Raw genomic sequence first — 24,022 nt, 5'->3', positions numbered from 1 at the left:
GCTGTTGCAGCGGGGCGCGCCGTACCAGCTGGCGACAGGCCGCCTGCGTCTTGCCCAGGGTGTCGGCGATGTCTTCATAATCGGCATCGAACACGTCGTGCATCAGGAACGCCGCGCGCGCGTCGGGCGACAAGCGTTCCAACATGAATAGAAATGCCACGGACACATCGTCCGCGAATTCGTGGATCTGTTCGGGGGTGGACGGCGCGGCCATCAGCAAGGGTTCGGGCAGCCATACGCCCGTGTACTGGGCGCGTTCCAGCTTGGCGGCGCGCAGGCGGTCGATGGCCAAACGCGTGGTGGCCGTGACAAGCCAGGCTTCGGCGTTTTCCACCAAGGCGTGGTCGGCGCCGTGCCAGCGCAGCCATGCTTCCTGCACCACGTCCTCGGCCTCGGCCACCGCGCCCAGCATGCGATACGCCAGCGCAAACAGGCGCGGGCGGTGACGCTCGAAGAGAAGCAATGAATCGGTCATGTCGGACGCAAACGCCAGGTAGAAGTGGGGGCGTGCAGCCGCGTATTTTGCCGCACTTTGCCGTGGCAATGGGGCCGCCATCACAACGGCGTGCAGGGCGCGGCCCCCGCCGGGGGATTGGTGCGCGGTTCGCAACATGGCGCTTCACCTTGCGTGGCTACCGCGCATCCCGGGCCGCGCCTAGGATGGCTACGCTGTCCAGCCACTTAGGAGATTCGCCATGTTTCGCACCGATACCCCCTTGACCACCCCCCCTTCACATGCCGGCGTCCAAACCCCCGTGGATCTGGTCCCGTCCCGTTACGCGGTACGCATCGGCGCCATCGACGCGATGGTCGTCAGCGATGGCGTGCTGCCCCTGCCCACGTCCACGATGGCCACCAACGCCGACCCCGCCGACCTGGCGGACTGGCTCGGACCACATGTTCATGCCGCCCGATGCGTTCGACTGGCCGCTTAACGTGATGGTGGCCCGCAGCGGCGAGCAAACCATCTTGATCGACGCGGGGCTGGGCGGGCAGTTTCCCGGCTTCCCGCGTGCCGGGCTGTTTCCGCAGCGGCTGGCTTCCGCGGGCATTGCGCTGGAATCCGTGACGGACGTGATCATCACCCACATGCACATGGACCACGTCGGTGGCCTGCTGGTGGACGATGTGAAAAAGCGTCTGCGCCCGGACGTGCGCATCCACGTGGCGGCTGCCGAGGTCGCGTTCTGGACGTCGCCCGACTTTTCGCAGACGGTGATGCCCAGGCCGGTGCCCGACGTGCTGCGTACCACGGCCACCGCGTTCTATAACGAATACCGCGACCGGCTGCGCCTGTTCGACGACAAGCACCAGGTGGCGCCCGGCGTGACGGTGCGCGTCACCGGTGGCCATACGCCAGGCCACAGCGTGGTCGATCTGGTCTCGGGGGGTGAACGCCTGACCTTTGCGGGCGACGCGATGTTTCCCGTGGGCTTTGACCATCCGGACTGGCACAACGGCTTTGAGCACGACCCCGAAGTATCCGCCCAAGTCCGCATCGGGCTGTTCCGCGAGCTTGCGGAAAACCGTGGGCTGCTGGTGGCGGCCCACTTGCCGTTTCCGTCGGTGGGCCGGATTGCGGTCGCGGGCGACGCGTTCCGCTGGGTCCCGGTGATCTGGGACTTCTGATTGCGACGCGTCGCCCGGTCCGCCTTACCGCATCAGTAGTTGATCGACGCCGACAACATATACGTGCGTCCCGCCGCGTTCGTCACGAAAGAGCCCGACGCCAGCCAGTACTTCTTGTCGGCCACGTTTTCGACGTTGGCGCGGAACACGACGTCCTTGCCGGCGATCTGCGTCGCGTAGCGGGCGCCCAGGTCAAAGCGCGTGTAGCCCGGCAGGCGCAGCGTGTTGGTGTTGTTCAGGTAGACCGACGACGTGCGGATGGCGCGTCCGTTCAGGCTCAGGCCCTGCACCCACGGCGTGTCCCAGTCCAGCCCCAGGTTGTAGGTGCTGGCGGGCACGCCGGCCGGGCGGTTGCCCTGGCTGACGCCGCCGGGCGTCTTGGTCAGCTCGCTGTCGATGAAGGCGGCGCTGGCCATCAGGCGCAGGCCGCGCACCACTTCGCCGTAGCCGGTCAGTTCCAGGCCACGGTTGCGCTGTTCGCCGAAGTAGCCGTAGACGTTGCTGTCGTCGGCCTGGCCGGACGGGCGCGCGATCTGAAAGAGCGACAGGGTGGTGATGATGTTGCCGTCCCAGTCCACCTTCACGCCGGTTTCATATTGCTTGGACTTGTACGGCGCCAGCACCGCGCCACGGTTTTCGTAGGTGTCGCCCACGATCGTGCCGCGCGTCAGGCCTTCGGTGAAGTTGGCGTAGACCGACACGTTCTGCAGCGGCTTGACGACAATGCCGCCGATGGGCGAGTTGGCGCTGGCCCGGTAGCCGCTGGTGCGTGCGCCGGCGGTGTTGTAGCTGTCTACATCCACGACCTGGTGGCGGATGCCCGCCGTCAACAGGATGCGGTCCTGCGCAAAGGACAGCGTGTCGGCCAGCGCAAAGCTGGTCAGTGTGGTGTCGGACGCTTTTTGCGGCGTCAGGCGTACGGCGGGGCCGTCGGGAATGGGCGTGGGGTCGTAGATGTTGGACGCCACGATGGCCGACCCGGTGGAATAGGCGTTGCCCAATTCCTGATTCATGTAGGTGGCGCCCAGCGTCACGCGGTGATTGACCGGGCCCGTGGCAAAGCGCGCGGTCAGGCCGGCGTCGCCGCTGCGCGTTTTCGAGTACGAGTCGTAGTACGTCGTCATGACGTTGAAGTTGCCGTCCTGGTCCACCGACTGGCGCGCGCCGGCCATGTTGACGGTGACAGGGAAAATCTGCCGCACCTTGCCATCGCGATAGCCCGCCGCGATGTGGCCGGTCAGGTTGTCGGTGAAGTCATATTCCAGACGCGACATGATCGTGCTGTCGCGCTGCGACAGACGCGTGCCGGGGTAGAAGTTGATGTCGCCATCGGGCGGCGAGGGCAGCTCGGTCACGTTGGCCTGCCAGCCGATCTGCGAGCGAAAGTTCTCGATCACGTCTTCCTGGTGGATGGCGTCGGCCGACCAGCGCAGGCGCGCGCCGCGATAGTCGATGCCCAGCGCGCCCATGTCCAGCCCTTGCTTGCCGTCGCGCAACGTGGATTCACCACCGCGCTTGACGCCGTTAAAGCGCAGGCCCCAGGCGTTGTCTTCGCCAAAGCGGCGGGCCAGGTCCAGCTGGCCGGTGAAGTTTGCCTTGCTGGCATAGCCCAGCGTGGCGCGCGCCAGCGGTTCGTCTTCGGCGCGCTTGGTCACCACGTTGATCGCGCCGCCGATGCTGCCGTTGGGCGGAATGCCGCGCATGAAGGCGCCGGGGCCCTTGAGCACTTCCACGCGTTCCAGGATCTGCACCGGCACGCGGCTGGACGACACCAGGCCATACAAGCCGTTCACGCTGACGTCGCCGCTGCCCACGGCAAAGCCGCGGATCTGAAAGTCTTCGCCAAAGCCGCCGCTGGAGGTCAAGGTGCGCACCGACGCGTCGTTGACCACCACGTCGGCCAGCGTGCGGGCCTGTTGGTCGTACAGCAGTTCCGAGGTGTAGTTGACGGTGCTGAACGGGGTGTCCATCACGTCTTCGGAACCCAGCACGCCCAGGCTGCCGCCCGTGGCAAGCTGCCCGCCGGTAAAGGGCGGGGCCAGCTCGCCCAGAATGCCGGCGGTGACGGTTACCGCTTCAAGCTGCACCGTGCCGCCGGCCGTGGCGGGGCGCGATAGCGTGACGTTGTTGCCGTTGCGTGTGTACTCGATGCCGGTGCCCTGCAACAGCTGGCGCAGCGCGTCTTCGGGCGACAGCTTGCCCGACAGGGCGCGTGCCTGCTGACCGGCAAGAATGTCCTGCGAATAGAAGATCTGCAAGGAAGTCTGTGAGCCCAGCTGCAACAGCGCGTCGCCCAGGGGCTGCGCGGGAATGTTGACGCTGACGGGGGCTTCCTGCGCGTGGGCGGCGGGCGCCATGCCGAAGGCAAGCGATAGCGAGAACGCAAGCGCGCTGAGAACCACGCGCGAGGGCACGCGCAAAGCGGGTCGGGCAGATACGGGTTTCAAGATCGGTAGCTCGGTGGAAGGCGCGCCCGCACGGCGCGCCGGTTTCAACGGAAACGGGCAGGGATGCCCTGGGGCGGGTCCGCCCCTTCCTGTCTAGACGCATGAGCCCCGCAAAAACCGGAATAAGAATCGATATTATTGTGTAACAGGTGTGTTACAAAAGGACCGGCGCGCCCGGGACCAGCGGATCGGCTGACCAGTGGACCAGCAGGTCGGCTGACCAGGGGATCAGCGCCGCCCTCAACGCGCCACGATGCGTATCGCGCCATCCTGTTGGCGGTCCAGCGTGACGGGGGCAATGGCCGGCAGCGCATCGATCATCGCCAGCGGGTCGTCCACGCTGAAGATGCCGGACACGCGGTGTTGCCCCAGCGCGGGGGCGTCCAGGCTGGCGGGCCGGGGCAGGTAGCGGTTCATCTCGCTGATGACGGTGGCCAGCGGCACGTTATTGAATATGATCTTGCCGCGCTGCCACGCCGTCAGGTCCTGCACATTGACGGCGGCGACCTCGCTTAACGTGCTGCCCGGGTAGGCAACGGCTTGCTGGCCGGCGCTCAGCCGGCGTTCGCGCCGGCGCCACGAGGACCCCGTCTGCAAACGCACGGACCCGGATTCGACGCTGACCTGCAAACGGTCGCTGTCGCGCCGCACATTGAACCGGGTGCCCGTGACGGTGACTTGCCCCAGCCCGCCGACCACTACGAACGGGCGCGACGTATCGTGCCGCACGTCGAAGAAGGCCTCGCCTTGTTCCAGTTCCACCCGCCTTTCCCCCGCGCCAAAACGGGCCGCCACGCGAGTGTCGCCGTTCAGGCTCAGCACCGAGCCGTCGGGCAAGGTGACCTCGCGCCGCTCATTCTTGCGCGTGGCGTAATTGACCAGCGTGTCGTTGCCGTCAAAGACGAACGGCGCCGCCACCAAGCCGGCCACCAGCGGCACCGCACAGGCCGCCGCCACGCGCTGGCCAAAGCGCCGCCGCGACATCGCAGGCGGGCGGGGCGCCGTCAGCGAGGCGTCCATCAAGCCGCGCAGGCGCGCGTGCGGCAGCGACAGCACGGCGTCCCATTGGGCGCTCAGGCGGCGGTAATCGCGGTCGTTGTCGGGGCTGGCGTCGCGCCAGGCGGCGAAGGCTTGCTGGTCCGCCGGCGTGGTTTCGCCGGACTGCATGCGCGCAAACCAATGCGCCGCGTCGCTGGGATGGTCCAGCGCGTCGCTGCCGCCGTCGTCATTGTGCGGCGGCATGCGCGGGTGCCTGGGGTCGCCGCCACCGTGGCCGGGGTTCGGGTAGCCGGAGTCAGAGTGGGGCATGGTGTTGCAGCCGTTCGTTGATGTGACGCACCGAGCGCGTCATGTATTTTTCCACCATGCTGCGCGACAGGCCCATTTCTTCCGCGATCTCGGTATGCGTCCAGCCTTCCAGCCGGCAACGCAAATAGACGTGCCGGCACTTAGGGGGCAGGTCTTCAAGGGCGCGGGTAAGTTCGTCGGCCAGTTGCTGAAACCGCACGCCATCGTCGGCGGGCGGCGTGGCGGGGTGGTCGCCGCGCGCCATGTCGTCCAGCGAGGTGATCTCCAGCGTGCTGACATGCCGATGCTTGCTGACCAGGCGGTTCGAGGTGCCGCGCGACAGATAGGCGCGGGGATCATAAATTGCCGCGACGTCGCCTTCAAGCATGCCCACCACGGTGTCGTGCATGGCGTCCTCGCCGTCCTGGTGCCCCCGACCGCGCCATTTGCCGATCATCTCCGCGTAATGGGCGAGCCAGTCTTTCCTGGCCTTGGGAGGGTGGGACATGAGAGAAAAACGCTAGGGCAAATGAAAAGTTATTGATTCTAATATGCATTTGCGTCTTTCGGTGAGCCCGCGTGATGGACGGCGCGTCAGCGGGGCCCGGGCTTGGGTAAAGGCTGTTGGTGCAGCGCCACGATTTCGGCATTGCCTTGCACCACGGCGGGGTAGCGCAAGCGCACCAGCGGGTCGTGGCCCGGCACGATGTGGTCGGGGGAATCCGCGAACTTCAGTAGCGTGTCATAGCCGGCCAGCATGTCGGCCACGTTCAACACGATGGGGAAGGGGGCGTCCAGGCCCATGTTGTCGTAATAGTGGCTGGCGTCGGAGGCCAGCACCACCCAGCCGCGCGCCGTGTGCACGCGCACCGCCTGCAAGCCCTGCGTGTGGCCGCCGATGTGCAGCAGTTGCAGGCCGGGCGCCAGTTCGTCGTGGCCATGGTAGAAGGCCACCCGCTTGTCATACACGCCGCGCACCACATCAACCACGTCTTCAACGGCGTAGGCGTGGCGCAGCATGTCAAAGCGCATGTTGCAGCCGCAGGCGTAGTGCAGTTCGCTTTCCTGCAGGTGCAGGCGGGCGCGTGGCAGCTTGCGAATGTTGCCCGCGTGGTCGTAGTGCAGGTGCGTGACGATCACATCCTGGATATCGGCCGGCGCGATGCCCAGCGCTTCCAATGCATCGATCGGGCAACGCAAAAATTCCCGGCCGCGTGCCTGCGCGGCGGCTTCGTTAAAGCCGGTGTCCACCAGCCACACCCGCTTGTCATGGCGGATGACCCAGACGAAATAATCCATCGGCATGGGACCGTCGTGCGGGTCGGGTGGGGTAATGAAGTTCTGGCTGCGGCGGCGGGCCACGGTGGCGTAGCGCAAGGCATAGATTTCGTGGTTGGGCAGCGTCATGCGATTCCCCTGGCGGCGCGTAGGTGGTCCAGTTCAGGTTTCAGGTACTGCATCAGGCGTTGCGGATTTTCAACCATCGGGAAGTGACCCAGCTCAGGCATTTCGGTGAAACGCGCGCCAGGAATACGCGCCGCCACGCGGCGGCTGTCGTCCGGGCTGGCGGAATAGTCGTAGGCGCCCGTCAACAGTGATACGCCGAAGCGGCGCGTGTCCAATCCTGTCAGGTGTTCGGCGGCATCGAAGTCTTCGCTATAGAACCAAAGGTCGTTGGCATACATGTTGAAGCCGCCTTGCGAGTAGATCCAGGCGGCATCCCGGCGCGCGTCCAGCGTGGCGGCCGGGCCCATCAGCCCGCGCACGTAGGCTGGGTTGTGGGCCGCCTGGTTGACCTGGGGATGGCACAGCATCGGCGTGCGTCGGCCGCTGGCCTGGTACGGTGCTTCCAGCGCCACCACGCCGGCCACGTCGTCGGGGCTGCGGGCGGCGACGACCAGCGCCATCGCCGCGCCCATCGAACAACCCAGCAAGACGGCGGGCGCGCCCACCACCTGGCGGATCACCGCCAGACAGGTGCGCAGATAGGCGTCCTGCGTCAGCCCCGCTTCGGTCCAGGCCTGGCCGGGCAAGGGCATGCTGCGGCCGTGGCCGGGCATGTCGAAGGCGATCATGCGCCATTGGCGGCGCAGGTCGGCATCGGCCATCAGTGCGTGATACTGGCGCGAATCGGCGCCGGCGGTGTGCAGCATCAGCAGCGGAGGGCCGTCCGCCAGGCCGCTGGTTTCCACGTATAGAGAGGTGGCGGTTGTGCCCCGGGCGGTCGCGCCCCGGTCGGTCGCGCCCCGGTCGCTCGTGCCCCGGTCTGTCGCGCCCCGGTCAGCCGTGCCCAGGTCCAGGTTGACGTAATGGCCGGCGATGGCGCTGCGGTCCAGCAAAGTGGGCGCCGCGTCATGCTGGCCGCGCAACAACTCGAACAAGCGTTCCAGGGCATGCAACGCCTGCGCGATGGCCAGCGCGTCGCCTTTGACGCGCAAGCCATGGGCCTGGCGTTGCGCGGCGGTGAACGAGTGATAACCCGGTGGCGGGGCGGGTTGCAGCAGCTTGCGCCAGGTGTCCGGCGGCGCGCTGATGACCAGGCACTGCGACGGGGCGGCGGGTTGGCCGGCCCAGGCAGGGATGCGGTCGTCCGGCTGCGTGCCCACTTGCAGCCAGATGGCGCTGGGCAGGCCCCGGGTGGCCGCGATGAATTCGCTATCCTGCTGCGCCAGGGCCGCCGCGGCCCTCAGTTCCTGGTCGATCGCCTTCACGGGTGGATGTCTCCTCTTGTTGGCGCCTTAGCACTTCAAGCGCCGTGCGTTCCGCATTCACAATGTGGTTCTGCGCGGCGGTCTGGGCGCCTTGGGCATCCCGAGCCTGGATGCGCTCGAAGATGTGGTCGATTTCGGCCATGCTTTCCGGCAGCCGTTCCGGCCGCGCGAAAGACGTGGCGCGCAGCAGATTGATGCGCGACAGCAGGCCCGGCAGCATGTCCTTGATCAGATCGTTGTCACAGCCCGACAGCAGCACGTCATAGAAATCGCGCTTGGCCGCCAGCAAGGCGGACTTGTTGCTGCCCTTGGCCTGGCGGTGCAGCGCGTCCACCGCCTTGCGCAGGCGTTCGACGTCGGGGTCGCTGGCCAGCCGCGCGAATTCATGCGCGGCAAAGCCTTCCAGCAGCGCGCGCAGCGAATACAAATCGCGCGCGGCCTTCTCGGTAATGCGCACCACCGTCGGGCCGCGGTGCGGTTCGATCGAAATCAGCCGTTCGGCTTCCAACGTGCGCAGCGCCTCGCGCAGCGTGCTGCGGCTGATGTTCAGCTGTTCGCACAGTTCCGCTTCGCGCAGGCGTTCGCCGCCCTTGATGCGCCCGTCCATGATGGAGGCGCGCAGGAATTCCTCGACGCGGGTGCGCAGGGTGGTCGGTTTTTCAAATACTGCGCCGTTAGGGGGCATGGCTGTCTCTCGCTTTGCGTAGCGGTGCGCGCAGGCGGCGACAGGGGCTTTTGGCCCGGCCGCGGCGCACCGCCGGTTCAACGTAAAGACGCAATATATCCCGCCGGCTGGTCATCGCTATAACCCCAGGTACGCGGCGCGCACACGGCTGTCTTCCAGCAGCGCGCCGCTGGGGCCGGACAGCACCATCGCCCCCGATTGCAGCACGTAGGCGTGTTCGGCCACCGACAGCGCCAGGCGGGTGTTCTGTTCCACCAGCAAGATGGTCAGGCCGCTGCGGTGGATGTCGATCATGGCCTGGTGCATTTCCTCGACGATCTTGGGCGCCAGACCGTGGCTGGGCTCGTCCAGCAACAACAGCCGGGGTTCCAGCATCAGCGCGCGGCCAAAGGCCACCATCTGCTGCTCGCCCCCGGACAGCGTGCCGGCCGCTTGGCGGCGCCGTTCAAGCAGGCGAGGGAACAGGGCGTAGACGCGGTCGCAACCGCGCTTCAGGCCCGCCATGTCGCGGCGGCGCGTGTAGCCGCCCAGGTACAGGTTTTCTTCTACCGTCATGTCCGGAAAGACGTGGCGGCCTTCGGGCACGTGCGCGATGCCCAGTTCCGGAATGCGGTGCGGCGGCAAGCGCAGGATGTCGCGGCCGTCAAACAGAATGCTGCCGCTGACCTTGTTCAGCAGCCCTGATATGCAGCGCAGCAGCGTACTTTTGCCGGCCGTATTGGCGCCCACGACGGCGATGAAGCCGCCCTCGGGCACGTCCAGCGACACCTCGTGCAGCACCGGGCTGCGGTCATAGGCGGCGGTCAGGTTCTGGATCTGCAACAGGCTCATGCCGCCGCCTCCGACTGTTCCATGGATTTGCCCAGGTAGACTTCGATCACCGTCGGGTCCGAGGCGATCTCGGCCGGGCTGCCCTCGGCGATTTTCTGGCCAAACGACAGCACCAGGATACGGTTGCACAACCGCATGATGGCGCGCATGTGATGTTCCACCACGATGAACGTGATGCCCGCCTCGTCGCGCAGCGTGCGGATCAGATCCAGCAGCGCGTCCATTTCGGATTCGTTCAGCGCCGCCATCACCTCGTCCAGCAAGAACACCTTGGGATCGGTGCACAGCGCACGCGCCAGTTCCACCCGGGCCTGCTCCGGAAACGACAGCTCGCCGGCCGGCTTGGCGGCAATGGCGGACAGGCCGACGCGGTCCAGGTTGCTGCGCGCAACCTGGCGCGCGCGCGGCACGTCGTGGCGCAGCAGGCCGCCCACCAGCACGTTGTCCAGCACCGTCATTTCAGGAAACAGCGCCACGTTCTGAAAAGTCTTGGTCATGCCGCGCGCCGCGATCTGATGGGGGCGCAGGCCGCTGACGTCCGCACCGTCCAATTCAATGCGGCCGCCCTGGCCGGCATATAGGCCAACCAGCAGGTTGAACAAGGTGGTCTTGCCCGCGCCGTTCGGGCCGATCAGGCCCAGGATGTCGCCACGCGCCACGCTGAACGACACATCGTCCACGGCCTTCAAGCCGCCAAAGCGGCGCTGCACGTTCGATACCTTCAGGATGTCAGGCATGCTGGCCCCGCCTCAAGTTGCGCAGCCGCGTCCACAGCGCCGACAGGCCGCGCGGCTCGATCAGGATGATGGCGATCAGGATCAGCCCGAAGGCCAGTTGCGATACGCCCGCCGTGTGGCCCGAGAGCCAGTCGTTGAACACTTCTTCCAGGGGGATGATGACCAGTGCGCCGATCAGCGGGCCCGCCACCGTGCCCACGCCGCCGATGATGCAGATCAGCGCCACGCGCACCGAGATGCCCACCAGCGAAAATACCGTGTCGGGGTCGAAGAAATAGATGAACTGCGCGTACAGCGTGCCGCAGGCGCCCATCAACGCCGCCGAGATCACGGCGGCAAGAATGCGCGTTTGCGCCGTGTTCACGCCGATGACTTCCGCCGCCTGCGGGTTGGCCTTCACGGCGCGCAGGCGGTAGCCCAGGCGCGAATGGCTGATCAGCGCGAAGACCACCGACGTGACCAGCGCGGCGCCCAGCATCAGGTAGTAGTACGGGATGCTGGACTTGAACTGCATCTGCGCCGCGCCTTCTGCAAACGGAATCGACAGGCCCACCGGCCCGCCGGTCACCGATGCCCAGGTGTTGGCCACCGCGCGCAGCACCTCGCCGAACGCCAGCGTGGCCAGCGCGAAATAATGGCCGCGCAGCCGCATGGTCGGCAGGCTGAGCAGCGCGCCGGCCACCGCGGCAACGGCCATTGCCGCCACGATGCCCAGCCAGGGCGAAATGCCGTAGCGCAGCAGCAGCAGGGTAGAGGTATAGGCGCCCAGACCGAAGAACGCGGCGTGCCCCAGCGATATCTGGTTGGCCAGCCCGCCCACGATGTTCCAGGACTGCCCCATGGCGGCAAACAGCAGCACGAGCGTCAGCACGCGGATGCCGTAGCCCTGGTCTTCCATCAGCCAGGGGGCGCCCAGCGCAACGGCAACCAACGCGGCCCATGGCAGGAATTGTCGAATGGTCGCCATCATGCAGCCCTTTTCAAAAGACCTTCCGGGCGCACCGCCAGGACCAGGATGAAGATGGCGAACAGCACCAGGTTCTGCAACTGCATGGGCAACACCAGCGACGACAGCGACTGGATCACGCCAACCGCGACGCCGCCGACCACCGCGCCCAATACGCTGCCCAGCCCGCCCAGCACCACCGCCGTGAACATCAGCACGCTGAACTGCGCGCCGACCGTGGTGGACGCCGTCAGGTAGGGCAGGATGATGCCGCCGCCCAATGCCGTCATGCCCACGCCCAGCCCGAAGGCCAGCTGATGCACGCGGTGCGTGGAAATGCCGGACAGCCGCGCCGCCATCGGGTCCTGGGCCGTGGCACGCACCGCCATGCCCCACCACGTTTTCTTCAGCACCCACCACAGCGTCAACCCGGCCACCGACGCCACGGTGAAGGCCAGCAGGTACGGTGCGCTCAGCAGAATCGGGCCAACCGCCAGCGCCGTCATCTGATACGGCGTCTGCACCGAGCGGAATTCCGAGCCGAACAGGATCAGCGCCAGGTTTTCCATGACGATCAATAGGCCCACCGTCAGGAATATCTGCGCCACCGCCGGCGCCTTCAACACCCGGTTGATCAGGAACTTTTGCGTCAGCACGCCCAGCACGAAGGCCACCGCGAATGACAGCAAGGACCCCAGCAAGGGGTCCAGCCCCAGCAGTTTCCAGGCGAAGTAGGCGACAAACATGCCCACCATCAGAAACTCGGCCTGGGCGAAGTTGACGATGGACACCACGCCGAAGACCAGCGTCAACCCGATCGAGATGACCGCGTACACGCCGCCCAGCAGAATGCCGTCCACCAGCGCCTGCAAGAATTGCATGACTGTCCCTTGTGCTTGGTTCGTAAGCTGCCTTGTGTCCGGCGCGTGCTTAGCGGGCGGCGATGACGGCGCCCTTGGCCAGCGCCTTGGGCCACACCGAGACCAGCTCGTTGTTCTGCCACTGCACCATGATCGGCTGCGCCAGCGTGTTCAATCCGTTGGCGTCAAAATGCACGCCGCCGCCCGACATCACGCCCGCCCAGCCCTGGTCGTATTTCTGCGCGCGCAGCGCCTTGGACACCGCCTCGGGCTTGTCGGACGCCGCCACCTCCAGCGCCTGCGCCAGCACGCCCGCGCACACCGCGTGCTCCAGCGCCTCGTGCGGCATGAAGGTGCCGAAGCGCTTGCGATAGCGCTCGGTATATTCCGGCGCCTGGTCGTAGTTGGCCGGCGCAATCGACAGCACGGCCTGGGAATACTGCCCCAGCGCCTTGGCGAAGTCGGGAATCACATAGCCCGCCGCGCCGCCGACAATGGGCACCGTCAAGCGTTGCTGGCGCATCACCCGGATGATCAACAGGCTGTCGTTCAGATACGAAATCGGGAAAACAATTTGCGCATCGGACGCGCGCAGCTTGCTGATCAGCGGCGTGACGTCGGTGATGCCCAACGGGTAGGCCTCGTCCAGCACGATCTGCGCGCCCGCCGCCTTGGCCGCGTTGCGCACACCGATCGCCTGTGACGTGCCGTAGGCGGTGTCTTCGTACAGCAGCGCGATTTTCTTGATGTCTGACGCGCCTGCCACGACGGACGCCGCATAGTCGTATTGCGCGCGGCCCAGCACCGAGCCCTTGGAGACAACCTGGAAGATGTGTTTGAAGCCGCGCTCGGTCAACACATCCGAGAACGACATGGTCAGCAGCGGGATGCCACGGCGTTCGGTCACTTCCGACACGGCCAGCGTCAAGGACGAGGCATAGGCCCCGATCAGCGCCACGCATCGGTTCTGCGTGATCAGGCGCTGCGCGACGGTGGCGGCGGTGGTGGGCTGCGAGGTGGCGTCCGCGATGATCAGTTTCAGCTTGGCTCCGCCCAACGCCTTGATGCCGCCTGCCGCATTGATCTCGTCGGCGGCCAGTTCCAGGCCCTGCCGCGAATTGATGCCGAACTGCGCATTCGCGCCTGACAAGGGCAGGATCACCCCGACGTTGATGTCGGCTGGCGCCGCCAGCGCCCGGCCGGGCAGGGTGGCCGCCAGCGCGGCCGCGCCCAGCCCCGCGACAAATTCCCGGCGCCCGTGGCGCACGGCCTGTTTGGGGAAGCTTTTCATGGTTGTCTCCTGGCTTTTGTGGTTGGGGGCGCACGGCAGCCAGCCCGGCGCTTTGCCGCATTATTGTGCTCAAACTTTAAGCAGTCAAGAATATTGTCTGACAATCCGACTATTGACGTTCGGACGAAACTTGCCTGACAATCAGACAAACTAGAACCGACTCCAGACAAACCCGCGACCGGACACAGACCCGGTTTGACACCCGTCACCATCACCAACGAGGAACCCATGGCAGACACCAAATCCGAAACCCAAGCCCTGTTCGACCAAGGCTTGAAGCTGCGCCGCGAAGTGCTGGGCGCCGAATATGTCGATGGTTCGCTGGCCCGCGCCAACGACTTCATGATGGCCTTCCAGCACATCACCACCGAATGGTGCTGGGGCTACGCCTGGGGCCGCCCCGGCCTGGAAAAGAAAACGCGCAGCATGCTGAACCTGGCGATGCTGACGGCGCTGAACCGACCGGCCGAAATCAAGCTGCACGTCAAAGGCGCGCTGACCAATGGCGTGACGGTTGAAGAGATCAAGGAAATCCTGCTGCAAGCCACCGTGTACTGCGGTATCCCCGCCGGGCTGGACGCCTTCAAGGTGGCCAACCAGGTGCTGGAAGAAGAGGGCGCCTTCAAGGAGCAGCAAGCATGAGCGCATCGCAAGAACGCGTGGGCCTGATCGGCATCGGCAGCATGGGCTGGCCGATGGCGGCGCGGCTGGTGCAGGCGGGCTTCGCGGTGACGGTGTTTGATGCCGTGCCCGGCCAGGCCGATAAATTCGCGCAGGAGGTCGGCGGCCAGGCCGCCGCCACTTGCGCCGAACTGGCGGCGCAGTCCGACATCATCGTCACGATGCTGCCCACCAGCGCCATCGTGGAACAGGTGCTGGGCGGCGACCAGGGTGCGCTGGCGGGTCTGCGCCCTGGCAGCGTCGTGGTGGAAATGAGCTCGGGCGTGCCGGCGCATACGCAGCGGCTGGCCCAGGCCGTGGCCGCCGCCGGTGGCCAGATGGTGGACGCGCCCGTGTCGGGCGGCGTGCCGCGCGCGCGTACCGGCGAGTTGTCCATCATGTTCGGCGGCCCCGCCGCCACGCTGGAACGGGTGCGCCCCGCGCTGTCCGCGATGGGCACGTCGATTACCCCCGTGGGCGAGGTCGGCAGCGCCCATGCCATGAAAGCGTTGAACAACCTGGTGTCGGCGGGCGGGTTTTTGATCGGCGTTGAAGCCATGATCATCGGCCAGCAGTTCGGCCTGGACCCCAACGTGATCGTGGACGTGCTGAACGCGTCCACCGGCATGAACAATTCCACGCAGAAGAAGTTCAAGCAGTTTGTGCTGTCGCGGGAATTCAATTCCGGCTTCGGCCTGGACCTGATGGTCAAGGACCTGGGCATTGCGCTGGGCATCGCCACCGATACCGGCACGCCCACGCCGTTTGCCTCGCTGTGCCGCGAGCTCTGGGCGTCGGCGGGCAAGACGCTGGGCAAGGGCCAGGACCACACCGCCGTGGCGCGCCTGTCCGAACAACTGGCCGGCGTGGAGTTGTCGGCCAGGAAAAGCTAGGCCGTCTCCATCACGGCGCGGCAGCCGCCGCGCCGCCTTGCAACCTGCATCACCCCAACCGCCAAGACAAGGCGGAGGGCCGGCTGTTGCCGGCACAAATAGCGAGGAGCAAACCATGAAGAAGATTTTTCTGGCGACCCTGGGCGCCGGCCTGATCGCGCTTGGCGCTAACGCCCTGGCGCAAGACTATCCCACGCGCGCCATATCGATGGTGGTGCCGTACGCGGCGGGCGGGTCCACCGACGGGCTGGCCCGCATCGTGGCGCAAGCCATGGGCGAGAACCTGGGCCAGACCGTCGTCGTGGAAAACCTGGGCGGTGGCGGCACCATGATCGGCAATCAACGCGTGACCCGCGCCGCGCCCGACGGCTACACGATCACCTTCGGCAACATGGGGTCGCTGGCCATTGCGCCGTCGCTGTACCCCAAAGCCAAGTTCGACCCGCGCCGCGACATGAGCGCCATCGGGCTGGTTGCCACGGTGCCGATGGTGCTGTCCGTCAGCAAGAAAAGCGGCATCGCCACGCTGCCTGATTTCGTGGCGCGCTTGAAGAAGAACGGCGCGGACGTGAACTTCGGCAACGCGGGGTCGGGGTCCACCAGCCATATCGCTGCTGCGTACTTCCTGCATGTGACGAATACGCAGGGCATGCAGGTCCCGTATCGGGGTGCCGGTCCGGCCATTGCCGACTTGATGGCGGGTACGGTGGACGCGGTGATCGATCAGACCGTCACGATGATACCCATCCATGAAGGCAAGCGCGTCACGGCGCTGGCGGTAGCCGCCTCGTCGCGCCTGCCGCAGATTCCCGACGTGCCCACGTTTGCGGAAGGCGGTGTGCCCGACTTCAACATGAGCGTGTGGAACGGCATCGCCGCACCGGCCGGTACGCCACCCGCCGTGATTGCGCGGCTGGAACAGGCTTTGGCGGCGGCCTTGAAAAGCCCCGGGGTCCGCGAGTCGCTGGACAAGCTTGCCGCGCAGGCCCCGGACGCCAAGCAGCAGGGCGCGTCTGCGTTCCAGGCGCTGATCGCAAAGGATGTGCCGCGCTTCGCCGAGCTGATCAAAGAAGCGAACATCACCGTGAATTGATCGCGGCAGGGCAGTCCGCATCAAGGCCCGGCGCGCGCCTACTTCACGCTGATCAGCCAATCGGTAAACGTGCTGAACGGCGCGGTGGCGGCGCGGTCGGGTTTGCTGACCAGGTAGTAGCCGTTGCTGCTGCGCGCGGTATGGGCCAGGGGTTGGACCAACTGGCCGGTGGCGAAGTCATGGGTGATGTAGGCGCGTTGCGTGACCGCGATACCCAGGCCTTCGGCCGCCGCTTGCAAGCACAGCACGGCATTGGCCAGCGGGATGAAACGGGTGTCGCTGCGTGCGCTCAAGCCCGCCGACAGCAGCCAGCGGTCCCAGCAGTCGGGCGCGATCATGGATTGCAGCAGCGTTTCGCCCAGCACGTCTTGCGCACGATGCACGCGGCTGGCCAGCGCGGGCGAGCACGCCAACACCAGCTCATCCGGAAATAACAAGTCGGCCCGCAGGCCGGGCCAGTGGCCGTTGCCGCAACGCACGACGAAATCGGCGTTGTGCAATTCGGTGTCATCGGCGCGTGCCACCGTGGCCACTTCAATGTCGATATCGGCGTGTTGCGCATACAGCGATCCCAGCCGTGGCATCAGCCATTTGATGGCGAAGCTGGGAATCACCTTGACGCGGATGCGGCGGTTGGCGCCGGCCTCGGCCGCCCTGGCCAACGCTGCTTCCAGTTGGTCGAAAAGTTCGGCGGCCTCCAGCGCAAGCTCGGTGCCGACGGTGGTGAAGGCGATGTCGCGGCCGTCCTTTTGCACCAGTGGCACCCCCAGATCACTTTCCAGCCGGCGCAGTTGGTGGCTGACCGCGCCGGGCGTGACGTGCAGCAATTCGGCCGCGCGCCCTACGCCGCCGCCTCGGTGGACGGCATCCAGAACCCGCAGCGGGCCCAGGCGATTTCTGAGTTTGTGCATGATTGAAAACAACTCAATGGTCGATCAAAAAGTTTCGACAGACGCTGAGAAAGAACGCGCCTACAGTCTGCCTTGATTGATAAAACTAAATCAAGCGTCCGCATGCAGTGCGGCGCCACAAGGAGGAGACACGCATGGACGGATCTTTTCGACGGCGGGCTGGCGTCTTGGCGCCGCTACCCCGGTTTCGCGGGGCATTGGGCTTGATGTGCGCGGTGACGTTGGGGCTGACCTTCGGCACGGCATCGTGGGCCGCCGGCGCGCAGGCGGCCTACCCCGAACGACCCATCCGCCTGATCGTGCCTTTCGCGGCGGGCAGCGCGGCCGATACGCTGTCGCGCGTCGTCGCGTCCGCCTTGTCCGACCAGCTGGGTCAACCGTTGGTGGTAGATAACAAGGGCGGCGCCGGGGGCACCATCGGCACGGTTGACATTGCCCGTGCCAAGCCGGACGGCTACACGCTGGGCATCGCCGCGCAAGGCACCTTCGTCAACAACCAGGTGCTTTATAAATCGCCCGGCTACGACTCCATCAAGGATTTCACGTTCGTCAGTGAAATCGCCGACGTGCAGAACCTGCTGGTGGTTGACACAAAATCGCCGTACCAGGATGCCCCGTCGCTGCTGGCCGCCATCAAGGCCAAGCCCGCCGAGTCCTTTCGCTATTCCTCAAGCGGGGTGGGCACCAGCCACCACATCGCCGGCGCCACCGTGGCGCAAATGCTGAACAAGCCGCTGCTGCACGTGCCATACACCGGCGCGCCCCAAGGCTTGGGCGCCATCATCAGCGGCGACGTGGACATGGGCCTGTACAACCTGCCGGCGGCTATCGGGCTGGTTCGCGGCGGCAAGCTGCGGGCGCTGGCCGTTACCGGGCCCAAGCGTTCCACGCTGCTGCCCGACGTGCCCACGATGCAGGAAAGCGGCCTGGCGAACTACTCGGTCACGCTGTGGTGGGGCCTGGTCGGTCCGGCGGGCTTGCCGGCCGACGTGTCGACGCGCCTGCATGCCGCGCTGGACAAGGTCATGAGCCAGGCGGCGCTGCGCGACAAGCTGATCGGACAGGGCTTTACCTTGCCCGACACGCCGCTGCCCAAGCCGGCCGCCTTCGAGGCCCTGGTGCGCCAGGATCTTGCCAAATGGGTTCCCGTGCTGAAAGAACTGGGAACGGCCGCGCAATGACAGCCGCGCAATGACGGCACCGCACTAATGGCACGGCGGTAATGGCCGCGCGGTAACGCCCCCGCCACGCACTCTTCAAGGAAACCACTGTGCAATCTCTTTCCAAGGCGCGCCCGCTGGCGCGTCACTTGGCGGACCTTGTCATGTCCACGCCCGCCGACGCGCTGCCCGCCCTGGCGCTTGAACACGCCAAGATGAGCCTGGCCAGCACCTTGGCCAGCGCCGCGATGGGCTATGGCATCGCATCGGCCCGCATCATCCGCGACATCGAACTGGCCGACGGCGGCACGCCCGCCGCCAGCCTGTGGTTCGACGGCCGGCGCTTGCCGCTGGCCGCCGCCGCGCGCGCCAACGCCGTGGCCAGCGACGCAGCCGCATCCGACGACAGCGACATGCGCAGCATCGCGCACATCGGCACCATCGTGTCCAGCGTGGCACTGGCCGTGGGCCAGCAAGAGGGCGCAAGCGGCCGCGATGTGCTGGCTGCCATGGTGCTGGGCTACGAAGTGGCGGGGCGCATTGATGAATCCCTGACCCCGGGCCGCATGCAACGCGGCTTTCACGGATCATGGTCAACCGTGTTCGGCGCCTGCGTGGCCGCGGGCTTGTTGCTGCGCCTTGACGCCTTGCAACTGGCGCACGCCATCGCGCTGGCGGCGACGTCAGCCAGCGGCATGGCGATCGCGGCGGACACCAGCTGCGCGCGGGAATATCACGCCGGCCAGGCCGCCGGCGCGGGCATACGCGCCGCACTCGCGGCGCAGCGCGGGTTTGAGGGCGAGCTGGGAATCTTCGAAGCGCCGCGCGGGTTGCTGGATGCCCTGGGCGGGCAGGCGCGCGAAGACATCGTGCGCGATTGGGGGGAATCCTGGGACATCGTTACCGACCTGGCCATCAAGCTGATGCCGGGCGCGCACCCCTTTCACGCATGCGCCGAAGCGGCGGCCGACGCCGCACGCGCCGGCGCCGTCCGGCCCTCCAACATTGACCGCATCGTGGTGTCGGCCGCCGTGCAATGGACCAACTTCAAAGGCGAACCCCATCCGCGCAATCTGGTCGACGCGGCGCACAGCCTGCCTTACTTCGTGGCCGCCGCCATTGCCGACGATGGCTTTGGCTGGGCCCACATGGACGAGACCAAAATGGCGGACCCCGTCATCGCGGCCTTGCAGGACAAGGTCGAATTCGATCCCGACCCGCCGCCGTTACCCGACCGCTTTCCCCACCGCCACGGCGGCACGGTATCGATCATCCTGCGCGACGGCGCGGTGCATCGCGCGACGTGCCGTGCCCCCCGAGGCTCTGGCGCGCGCGGCATCGACTGGCAAGACGTGCGCGACAAATTCCTGCACCTGTTTCCGCTGGGCGGGCTGCCGCCCAGCGCCACCGACGGCTGCTTGCAAGCCATCTTGGATCTGGACAAAGCGGGCGGCGTCGGCACGCTGGTGGACCTGTTGCGCCGGCGCTGAGGCGCATATCGCATAACGCATATCGCAGATCGCAGATCGATAACGCGGCGTGACACCGCATCGCCGCTGAACGGAGGAGACGACATGAAGCGACGCATCGCATCCCGCTTGTCGGGCGCGGCACTATGGCTTGGTCTGGGCCTGGGCCTGGGCCCAGGCCTTGCCCAGGCCGCCAGCGCCGGGGACGCCTACCCATCCAAGCCCGTCACCATCATGGTCGGCGTTGCGCCCGGCGGTAGCGTGGACGCGCTGGCGCGGCTGGTCGCCACCGAACTGGGCAAGGTCACCAAAACCACTTTCGTGGTCGAAAACGTCACCGGCGCGGGTGGCCTGCTGGCATTTCAGCGTCTGGCCCGTTCGGCGCCGGATGGCTACACCCTGATGTTCAGCAATCAATCCATGGTGCTGATTCCCTTGCTTTATCCCAAGGCGGGCCTGGACATCGTGCAGGACACGAAGGCCGTCGGCACCGTCGCCAACGTGCCCATGGTGCTTAGCGTCAGCAATCAAAGCGGTATCAAGGACCTGCCGTCGATGCTGGCGGGCATGCGCAGCGGCGAACTCAAGATGAACTTCGGCTCCGGCGGGCCGGGCACCACCGCGCACCTGGCCGAAGCGATGTTCCTGCGCATGGCGGGCGTGCAGGCGCAGCTGGTGCAGTATCGCGGGTCGGGCCCCGCGATCACCGACTTGATGGGCGGCACCATACAGTCGGTGCTGGACCAGACCGTCACGATGCTGCCCCTGCATAAAGCCGGGCAGATCAAGGCCATTGCCGTGGCATCGCCCAAGCGCTTGCCGCAAATGCCCGACGTGCCCACCTTCGCCGAGGGTGGGGTCCCGCAGTTCGATATGCAGATCTGGAATGGCCTGGTGGCGCCGCGCGGCACGCCCGACGCCGTGGTGGACAAGTTGGCGCGGGTCCTGAGCCAAGCGGTTCAGTCGCCTGACTTCAAGGCGCGCATCGACAGCTTGGCGGCGCGCGTTCCGTCAGCACAAGAGCGCAGCCCGGCCGCCTTCGCGCGTGTCCTGCAACAAGACCAACAGCAGTTTTCCGAACTGGCCACACAAATTGGCCTGCAACCGCGCTGATGCGCCGCCACCGGCATCGCCCCAAGGAACAACAATGAGCAAGACAACTTACGGATTCATCGGATTGGGCAACATGGGAAACCCCCTGGCCAGACGCTTGATCCAGGCCGGCCATACGCTGCACGTTGCAGATACCGATTCAGCCGTGCGCCAGCAACTGGAAGCGCTGGGCGCCGAGGGGCACGACACCCCGCGCGCCGTTGGCGATGCGGCCGATGTGGTGTTCTTGAGCCTGCCGGACGGCAAGGTGGTGGACGAGGTATTAGGCGGTAAGCACGGGCTGGCGGGTGCATCGCGCGCCAAGTGCGTGGTGGATCTATCCACTGTCGGGCCGGTGGCGGCGCGGCGTGCATACGACACGCTGGCTGCCCAGGGCATCGACTACGTGGATGCGCCGATCAGCGGCGGACCCACCGGCGCGGAACGCGGCACGCTGGCCATCATGGTGGCCTGCCCCCGGTCGCGCTACGACGCCTTGGGCGAGGTGCTGAGCCACTTTGGCAAGACCTTTTATCTGGGCGCCGAAGCCGGCCAGGCCCAAGTCATGAAGCTGGCCAACAACCTGCTGTCCGCCACCGCCGTGGCCATTACGTCGGAGGCGATGGCGCTGGGCGTCAAGGCCGGGCTGGACCCCAGCGTGATGCTGGACGTCATCAACGCCGGGTCCGGCCGCAATTCGGCCACCCTGGAAAAGTTCCCCCGTGCGGTGCTGACCGGCACCTTCAACGTCGGCTTTGCTGCGCGCCTTGCCCACAAGGATGTGCGCCTGTGCCTGGAAGAAGCCGAGCGCCATGGCGTGCCCATGGTCGTGGGCTCGTCAGTGCGCGAGATGCTGGTGATGACCACCGCTATCCATGGCCGAGACGCCGACTACGCCGACGTGGCGCGGATGGTTGAAGATTGGGCAGGCGTGAAAATCCGCGCCAGGGGTTAAGAACGGGAAGGGCGGCAGATAGGCGGCCTGCTTGCCCCGTTGCAGCGAGTCGTCGGGCGCGTTCGTAAATTATCGTTGCGACTGTTTCTTGCACGCCGGAAATCGGCGGCGCTGGGCATCGTCGGCGGTCTCGGCCCGTGCGACTCCTGCCGTCAAGGCAAGGGCGGCAAAAAGGATAACGGCGTGATTGGCCGTGAAACGGTCCATCAGCAGCCCGAAGATCGCCGCGCCCGCCGTCTGGCCGATGGCCAGCGCCAGAAACGCAATCATCACGCCGGCGGCGGGGCGCTGGGGCAGGGCCGACACGCCCCATAGCAGATAGGCGCCGGTGAGCGTGATGTAGGCCACGCCGAACAGCGCGCCGCCCAATAGCGCCAAGGGCGCGGACGTGCCGTCGATGCCGACCAGCAGCACGCTTGCGGCCATGGCCGTCAGAAACACTCGGTGCACGCGGTCAATGCCGAACCGTGCGATCCAGTGCCCCGCGCTCGCGCCCACGATCCCGGCAGCCCCGATGGCGGTCCACAGCAGGCCCGCGCCGGTGCTGCTCCAGTTCAAGCGCAGGGCGACCAGCTGCCCTCCGAAAGACCAGATCGCGGTGCTGGCCGCGCCCGTCAGGAAGGCCGCCGCGATCAAGCGCCGCAGGACGCCACTTAACATCGGGATGCCGTTGCCGGTGGTGGTGGCGCCGGTGGTGGCGCCCGGCGTGCGCCGGGGCAGGATGAACGCCACGGCAAACGCCAACCCGAAAGCCACGGCGGCAAAGCCCGCGAAGGCCACGCGCCACTGCTCGCCCATCATCAGCGCGACGGGGCCGGACAAGGCCACGCCCGCGCCGGTGCCCGCGTTGATGAAGGCGTTGGTGGCGTTCTGGCGGCCAGGCGGAACGCCCGCCGCAACCGCCGCCGCCAGCGCGGGCGATACCAAACCTGTGCTGGATCCGGCCAGCATGACGGCGCCCGCCAGCCAAGGCGCCGTGGGCGCCGCCGCGATACCCGCCATGCCCGCCGCCGCAATCAGCGCCGCGCCGATGGCGACAAAGCGGGGGCCGAGGCGTTCGGTCAGCCAGGCCGACAGGATGACTGCCACGCAGTAAGTCAGAAATGCCGCGCCCGAAATCAAGCCGCTCAGGGTCGAAGACAGGCTAAGTTCCGCGTCGATCCGAGGCAGTAAGAGCCCGAAGGCAAACCGCGCGAAGCCGTAGCAGGCGGCGATCAGCGCAAAGCCCGTGATGCCCAGATAGCGGCTGGGGTTGATGGCCATGTCGTCGACGCCCGGTTTTGACGCGGTTGTCACCGGCCCCTACTGCACGGGGTCAAGCGCGATGATGCTGCCGCCCTCGGCCCGCAGGCGCGACAGGTAGGTACCGTGATCGACCACCTGAAAGGGAAAGAGCAGCCCCGGCGGCGTGGGCGGGTTGCCGTCCAGGCCGGCCAGCCGCTCAAGAATCATGCTGACGCCCAGCGCCGTCAAATGGGCCGCGCCGCGCGGGTGGAACACCGCATGACGGGTCCGCAGCGCACGGCCGTCATGGCCTTTGCCCGCCAGCTCAATGATGATCTCGGTCGATTTCGGTTCACCGCGCCGCCGCGATGAACTGACGCCGGTTGCGATATTGAACTGCACGTTGGGCGCCCCGGTTGCCGTGGCCAGACCCGCCACATCGATAGACGAGAAGCCGTGGGCTTGCATCACCGTGCCGTCGATGGCGCGAAACTCGGCCCGGGCGTCTTCTTTGCCACGCCAGACGTAGCGGCCATCACGCAGCGTCAAGGCGGCCGGCATCATGCGGTTCAGGCGCTCGAAATCCTCGGCTACGGCAGGGCCGCCGCCGTCCTGCTCGTCGACAAGGGCGCCGATCTTGATGTCGTGCAGCTGCGCAAAGGCGCGCGCGCAATCGAACGTGGCGATGGTGGTGGCGCCCACCAGCCATTCATAGCCCAGCACGATGGCACAGGTGCCGGGCGACTGCATGTACGCAGCAACTTCGGGCGCAATTTCATAGACACCGGAAGAAATTCCCAGGTGGGGCGCACCGCGTCGCTGCGCAAAGCGCAGGCCGGCCAATCGATCATCGGCGTAAAAGACGGCCACGGCCCCTACCGGCCGCTCGCCCAGCCCCAGATCGCTGGCGCGCGAGTCAATCACCACGCTTTCGGCATTGCCCAGCTCGGCCGCCGCGTCGGCACTTTTTGCCGCATCGCGCCCGCCGATCAGCAACGGGACATCGGGGTAAACGGCCCGCAAAGCACGGGCGCTCAAGCGGCCGATGGAACCAGTGCCACCCATCAGCAAGACTGCGTTTGTCGTCATATCAGCATTCCTCGGCACCTTGCCCCAGGCCGGAATGGCCCCGGGGGCAGGA

The 24,022-nt window shown here is 66.6% G+C and carries 22 protein-coding genes and 1 pseudogene; 8 read left to right on the top strand and 15 right to left on the bottom strand.

Annotated features, from left to right (window positions below; all coding sequences use genetic code 11):
* Window positions 1-475: sigma-70 family RNA polymerase sigma factor (locus ACNPP0_RS06565; RefSeq protein ID WP_448705362.1), on the bottom strand; the 475-nt coding region annotated here is incomplete at its 3' end.
* A 220-nt stretch (window positions 476-695) separates the two neighbouring features.
* Here ACNPP0_RS06565 and ACNPP0_RS06560 point away from each other — a divergent pair.
* Window positions 696-1,629: pseudogene (locus tag ACNPP0_RS06560) on the top strand (MBL fold metallo-hydrolase).
* A gap of 32 nt (window positions 1,630-1,661) precedes the next feature.
* Here the strand turns inward: ACNPP0_RS06560 and ACNPP0_RS06555 are convergent.
* The 11 genes from ACNPP0_RS06555 to ACNPP0_RS06505 form a co-directional block, all read right to left on the bottom strand.
* Window positions 1,662-4,076 (bottom strand): TonB-dependent siderophore receptor, encoded by a 2,415-nt coding sequence (locus ACNPP0_RS06555; RefSeq protein ID WP_448705361.1) that lies wholly within the window; start codon window positions 4,074-4,076, stop codon window positions 1,662-1,664.
* A 240-nt stretch (window positions 4,077-4,316) separates the two neighbouring features.
* On the bottom strand, window positions 4,317-5,384 hold the full coding sequence (locus ACNPP0_RS06550; protein ID WP_448705360.1) for a FecR family protein: 1,068 nt from the start codon (window positions 5,382-5,384) through the stop codon (window positions 4,317-4,319).
* On the bottom strand, window positions 5,371-5,871 hold the full coding sequence (locus tag ACNPP0_RS06545) for an RNA polymerase sigma factor (RefSeq protein WP_448705359.1): 501 nt from the start codon (window positions 5,869-5,871) through the stop codon (window positions 5,371-5,373). The genes ACNPP0_RS06550 and ACNPP0_RS06545 overlap by 14 nt, the downstream gene beginning before the upstream one ends.
* A gap of 86 nt (window positions 5,872-5,957) precedes the next feature.
* Window positions 5,958-6,770 carry an N-acyl homoserine lactonase family protein gene (locus ACNPP0_RS06540; protein ID WP_448705358.1) on the bottom strand — a complete coding sequence of 271 codons (813 nt, stop codon included), beginning with the start codon at window positions 6,768-6,770 and terminating at the stop codon, window positions 5,958-5,960.
* Window positions 6,767-8,074 carry an alpha/beta fold hydrolase gene (locus ACNPP0_RS06535; protein WP_448705357.1) on the bottom strand — a complete coding sequence of 436 codons (1,308 nt, stop codon included), beginning with the start codon at window positions 8,072-8,074 and terminating at the stop codon, window positions 6,767-6,769. The genes ACNPP0_RS06540 and ACNPP0_RS06535 overlap by 4 nt, the downstream gene beginning before the upstream one ends.
* Window positions 8,019-8,759, bottom strand: coding sequence for a GntR family transcriptional regulator (locus ACNPP0_RS06530; protein ID WP_332611595.1), 741 nt, complete (start codon window positions 8,757-8,759; stop codon window positions 8,019-8,021). Before ACNPP0_RS06530 ends, ACNPP0_RS06535 begins: the two co-directional genes overlap by 56 nt.
* Before the next feature lie 117 nt (window positions 8,760-8,876).
* Window positions 8,877-9,590: an ABC transporter ATP-binding protein gene (locus ACNPP0_RS06525; protein ID WP_448705356.1), complete on the bottom strand. Its 714-nt coding sequence runs from the start codon at window positions 9,588-9,590 to the stop codon at window positions 8,877-8,879.
* Window positions 9,587-10,327, bottom strand: coding sequence for an ABC transporter ATP-binding protein (locus ACNPP0_RS06520; protein ID WP_448705355.1), 741 nt, complete (start codon window positions 10,325-10,327; stop codon window positions 9,587-9,589). Before ACNPP0_RS06520 ends, ACNPP0_RS06525 begins: the two co-directional genes overlap by 4 nt.
* Window positions 10,320-11,297, bottom strand: a complete 978-nt coding sequence (locus ACNPP0_RS06515; RefSeq protein WP_448705354.1) for a branched-chain amino acid ABC transporter permease — start codon at window positions 11,295-11,297, stop codon at window positions 10,320-10,322. The genes ACNPP0_RS06520 and ACNPP0_RS06515 overlap by 8 nt, the downstream gene beginning before the upstream one ends.
* Window positions 11,294-12,154 (bottom strand): branched-chain amino acid ABC transporter permease, encoded by an 861-nt coding sequence (locus ACNPP0_RS06510; RefSeq protein ID WP_332611603.1) that lies wholly within the window; start codon window positions 12,152-12,154, stop codon window positions 11,294-11,296. The genes ACNPP0_RS06515 and ACNPP0_RS06510 overlap by 4 nt, the downstream gene beginning before the upstream one ends.
* A gap of 49 nt (window positions 12,155-12,203) precedes the next feature.
* A complete protein-coding gene (locus tag ACNPP0_RS06505) occupies window positions 12,204-13,424 on the bottom strand; it encodes an ABC transporter substrate-binding protein (RefSeq protein ID WP_332611604.1) in 1,221 nt (406 codons plus the stop codon).
* Between the two features lie 228 nt (window positions 13,425-13,652).
* Here ACNPP0_RS06505 and ACNPP0_RS06500 point away from each other — a divergent pair, with 228 nt between their 5' ends.
* From ACNPP0_RS06500 to ACNPP0_RS06490, 3 genes are all read left to right on the top strand, one after another.
* Complete coding sequence (locus ACNPP0_RS06500) at window positions 13,653-14,066, top strand: carboxymuconolactone decarboxylase family protein (protein ID WP_046804811.1); 414 nt, start codon at window positions 13,653-13,655, stop codon at window positions 14,064-14,066.
* Window positions 14,063-14,977, top strand: coding sequence for an NAD(P)-dependent oxidoreductase (locus tag ACNPP0_RS06495; protein ID WP_332611606.1), 915 nt, complete (start codon window positions 14,063-14,065; stop codon window positions 14,975-14,977). Before ACNPP0_RS06500 ends, ACNPP0_RS06495 begins: the two co-directional genes overlap by 4 nt.
* 115 nt (window positions 14,978-15,092) lie before the next feature.
* Entirely contained in the window at window positions 15,093-16,070 is a 978-nt protein-coding gene (locus tag ACNPP0_RS06490; protein ID WP_332611608.1) for a Bug family tripartite tricarboxylate transporter substrate binding protein, read from the top strand.
* Window positions 16,071-16,108: 38 nt separating this feature from the next.
* On the opposite strand, the gene ACNPP0_RS06485 is transcribed toward ACNPP0_RS06490, so the two are convergent.
* The gene (locus tag ACNPP0_RS06485; RefSeq protein ID WP_448705353.1) at window positions 16,109-16,981 is read right to left on the bottom strand and encodes a LysR substrate-binding domain-containing protein; all 873 of its coding nucleotides are present in this window, start codon (window positions 16,979-16,981) and stop codon (window positions 16,109-16,111) included.
* Window positions 16,982-17,115: 134 nt separating this feature from the next.
* On the opposite strand from ACNPP0_RS06485, the gene ACNPP0_RS06480 reads away from it, so the two are divergent.
* The 4 genes from ACNPP0_RS06480 (at window position 17,116) to ACNPP0_RS06465 (ending at window position 21,657) form a co-directional block, all read left to right on the top strand.
* Window positions 17,116-18,162, top strand: a complete 1,047-nt coding sequence (locus tag ACNPP0_RS06480) for a Bug family tripartite tricarboxylate transporter substrate binding protein (protein ID WP_448705352.1) — start codon at window positions 17,116-17,118, stop codon at window positions 18,160-18,162.
* 89 nt (window positions 18,163-18,251) lie between these two features.
* Window positions 18,252-19,631 carry an MmgE/PrpD family protein gene (locus ACNPP0_RS06475; protein ID WP_448705351.1) on the top strand — a complete coding sequence of 460 codons (1,380 nt, stop codon included), beginning with the start codon at window positions 18,252-18,254 and terminating at the stop codon, window positions 19,629-19,631.
* 84 nt (window positions 19,632-19,715) lie between these two features.
* Window positions 19,716-20,723, top strand: a complete 1,008-nt coding sequence (locus ACNPP0_RS06470) for a Bug family tripartite tricarboxylate transporter substrate binding protein (RefSeq protein ID WP_448705350.1) — start codon at window positions 19,716-19,718, stop codon at window positions 20,721-20,723.
* A 34-nt stretch (window positions 20,724-20,757) separates the two neighbouring features.
* Window positions 20,758-21,657 carry an NAD(P)-dependent oxidoreductase gene (locus ACNPP0_RS06465; RefSeq protein ID WP_332611616.1) on the top strand — a complete coding sequence of 300 codons (900 nt, stop codon included), beginning with the start codon at window positions 20,758-20,760 and terminating at the stop codon, window positions 21,655-21,657.
* 69 nt (window positions 21,658-21,726) lie between these two features.
* On the opposite strand, the gene ACNPP0_RS06460 is transcribed toward ACNPP0_RS06465, so the two are convergent.
* Entirely contained in the window at window positions 21,727-22,953 is a 1,227-nt protein-coding gene (locus ACNPP0_RS06460; RefSeq protein ID WP_448705349.1) for an MFS transporter, read from the bottom strand.
* Between the two features lie 6 nt (window positions 22,954-22,959).
* Window positions 22,960-23,970 carry an NAD(P)-dependent oxidoreductase gene (locus ACNPP0_RS06455; RefSeq protein ID WP_448705348.1) on the bottom strand — a complete coding sequence of 337 codons (1,011 nt, stop codon included), beginning with the start codon at window positions 23,968-23,970 and terminating at the stop codon, window positions 22,960-22,962.
* Window positions 23,971-24,022: the final 52 nt, after the last annotated feature.

It is taken from the genome of Achromobacter semiaridum (assembly GCF_053543755.1).
The sequence above is the reverse complement of the archived record's forward strand: the minus strand, read 5'-3'. Positions and strand labels throughout refer to the sequence as shown.

Excerpts from the sequence above, each read along its gene's own strand:
- ACNPP0_RS06550 (WP_448705360.1), bottom strand. The coding sequence starts at position 5,384 with ATGCCCCACTCTGACTCCGGCTACCCGAACCCCGGCCACGGTGGCGGC.
- ACNPP0_RS06545 (WP_448705359.1), bottom strand. The coding sequence starts at position 5,871 with ATGTCCCACCCTCCCAAGGCCAGGAAAGACTGGCTCGCCCATTACGCG.
- ACNPP0_RS06540 (WP_448705358.1), bottom strand. The coding sequence starts at position 6,770 with ATGACGCTGCCCAACCACGAAATCTATGCCTTGCGCTACGCCACCGTG.
- ACNPP0_RS06530 (WP_332611595.1), bottom strand. The coding sequence starts at position 8,759 with ATGCCCCCTAACGGCGCAGTATTTGAAAAACCGACCACCCTGCGCACC.
- ACNPP0_RS06525 (WP_448705356.1), bottom strand. The coding sequence starts at position 9,590 with ATGAGCCTGTTGCAGATCCAGAACCTGACCGCCGCCTATGACCGCAGC.
- ACNPP0_RS06520 (WP_448705355.1), bottom strand. The coding sequence starts at position 10,327 with ATGCCTGACATCCTGAAGGTATCGAACGTGCAGCGCCGCTTTGGCGGC.
- ACNPP0_RS06515 (WP_448705354.1), bottom strand. The coding sequence starts at position 11,297 with ATGATGGCGACCATTCGACAATTCCTGCCATGGGCCGCGTTGGTTGCC.
- ACNPP0_RS06510 (WP_332611603.1), bottom strand. The coding sequence starts at position 12,154 with ATGCAATTCTTGCAGGCGCTGGTGGACGGCATTCTGCTGGGCGGCGTG.
- ACNPP0_RS06505 (WP_332611604.1), bottom strand. The coding sequence starts at position 13,424 with ATGAAAAGCTTCCCCAAACAGGCCGTGCGCCACGGGCGCCGGGAATTT.
- ACNPP0_RS06500 (WP_046804811.1), top strand. The coding sequence starts at position 13,653 with ATGGCAGACACCAAATCCGAAACCCAAGCCCTGTTCGACCAAGGCTTG.
- ACNPP0_RS06495 (WP_332611606.1), top strand. The coding sequence starts at position 14,063 with ATGAGCGCATCGCAAGAACGCGTGGGCCTGATCGGCATCGGCAGCATG.
- ACNPP0_RS06490 (WP_332611608.1), top strand. The coding sequence starts at position 15,093 with ATGAAGAAGATTTTTCTGGCGACCCTGGGCGCCGGCCTGATCGCGCTT.
- ACNPP0_RS06485 (WP_448705353.1), bottom strand. The coding sequence starts at position 16,981 with ATGCACAAACTCAGAAATCGCCTGGGCCCGCTGCGGGTTCTGGATGCC.
- ACNPP0_RS06480 (WP_448705352.1), top strand. The coding sequence starts at position 17,116 with ATGGACGGATCTTTTCGACGGCGGGCTGGCGTCTTGGCGCCGCTACCC.
- ACNPP0_RS06470 (WP_448705350.1), top strand. The coding sequence starts at position 19,716 with ATGAAGCGACGCATCGCATCCCGCTTGTCGGGCGCGGCACTATGGCTT.
- ACNPP0_RS06465 (WP_332611616.1), top strand. The coding sequence starts at position 20,758 with ATGAGCAAGACAACTTACGGATTCATCGGATTGGGCAACATGGGAAAC.
- ACNPP0_RS06455 (WP_448705348.1), bottom strand. The coding sequence starts at position 23,970 with ATGACGACAAACGCAGTCTTGCTGATGGGTGGCACTGGTTCCATCGGC.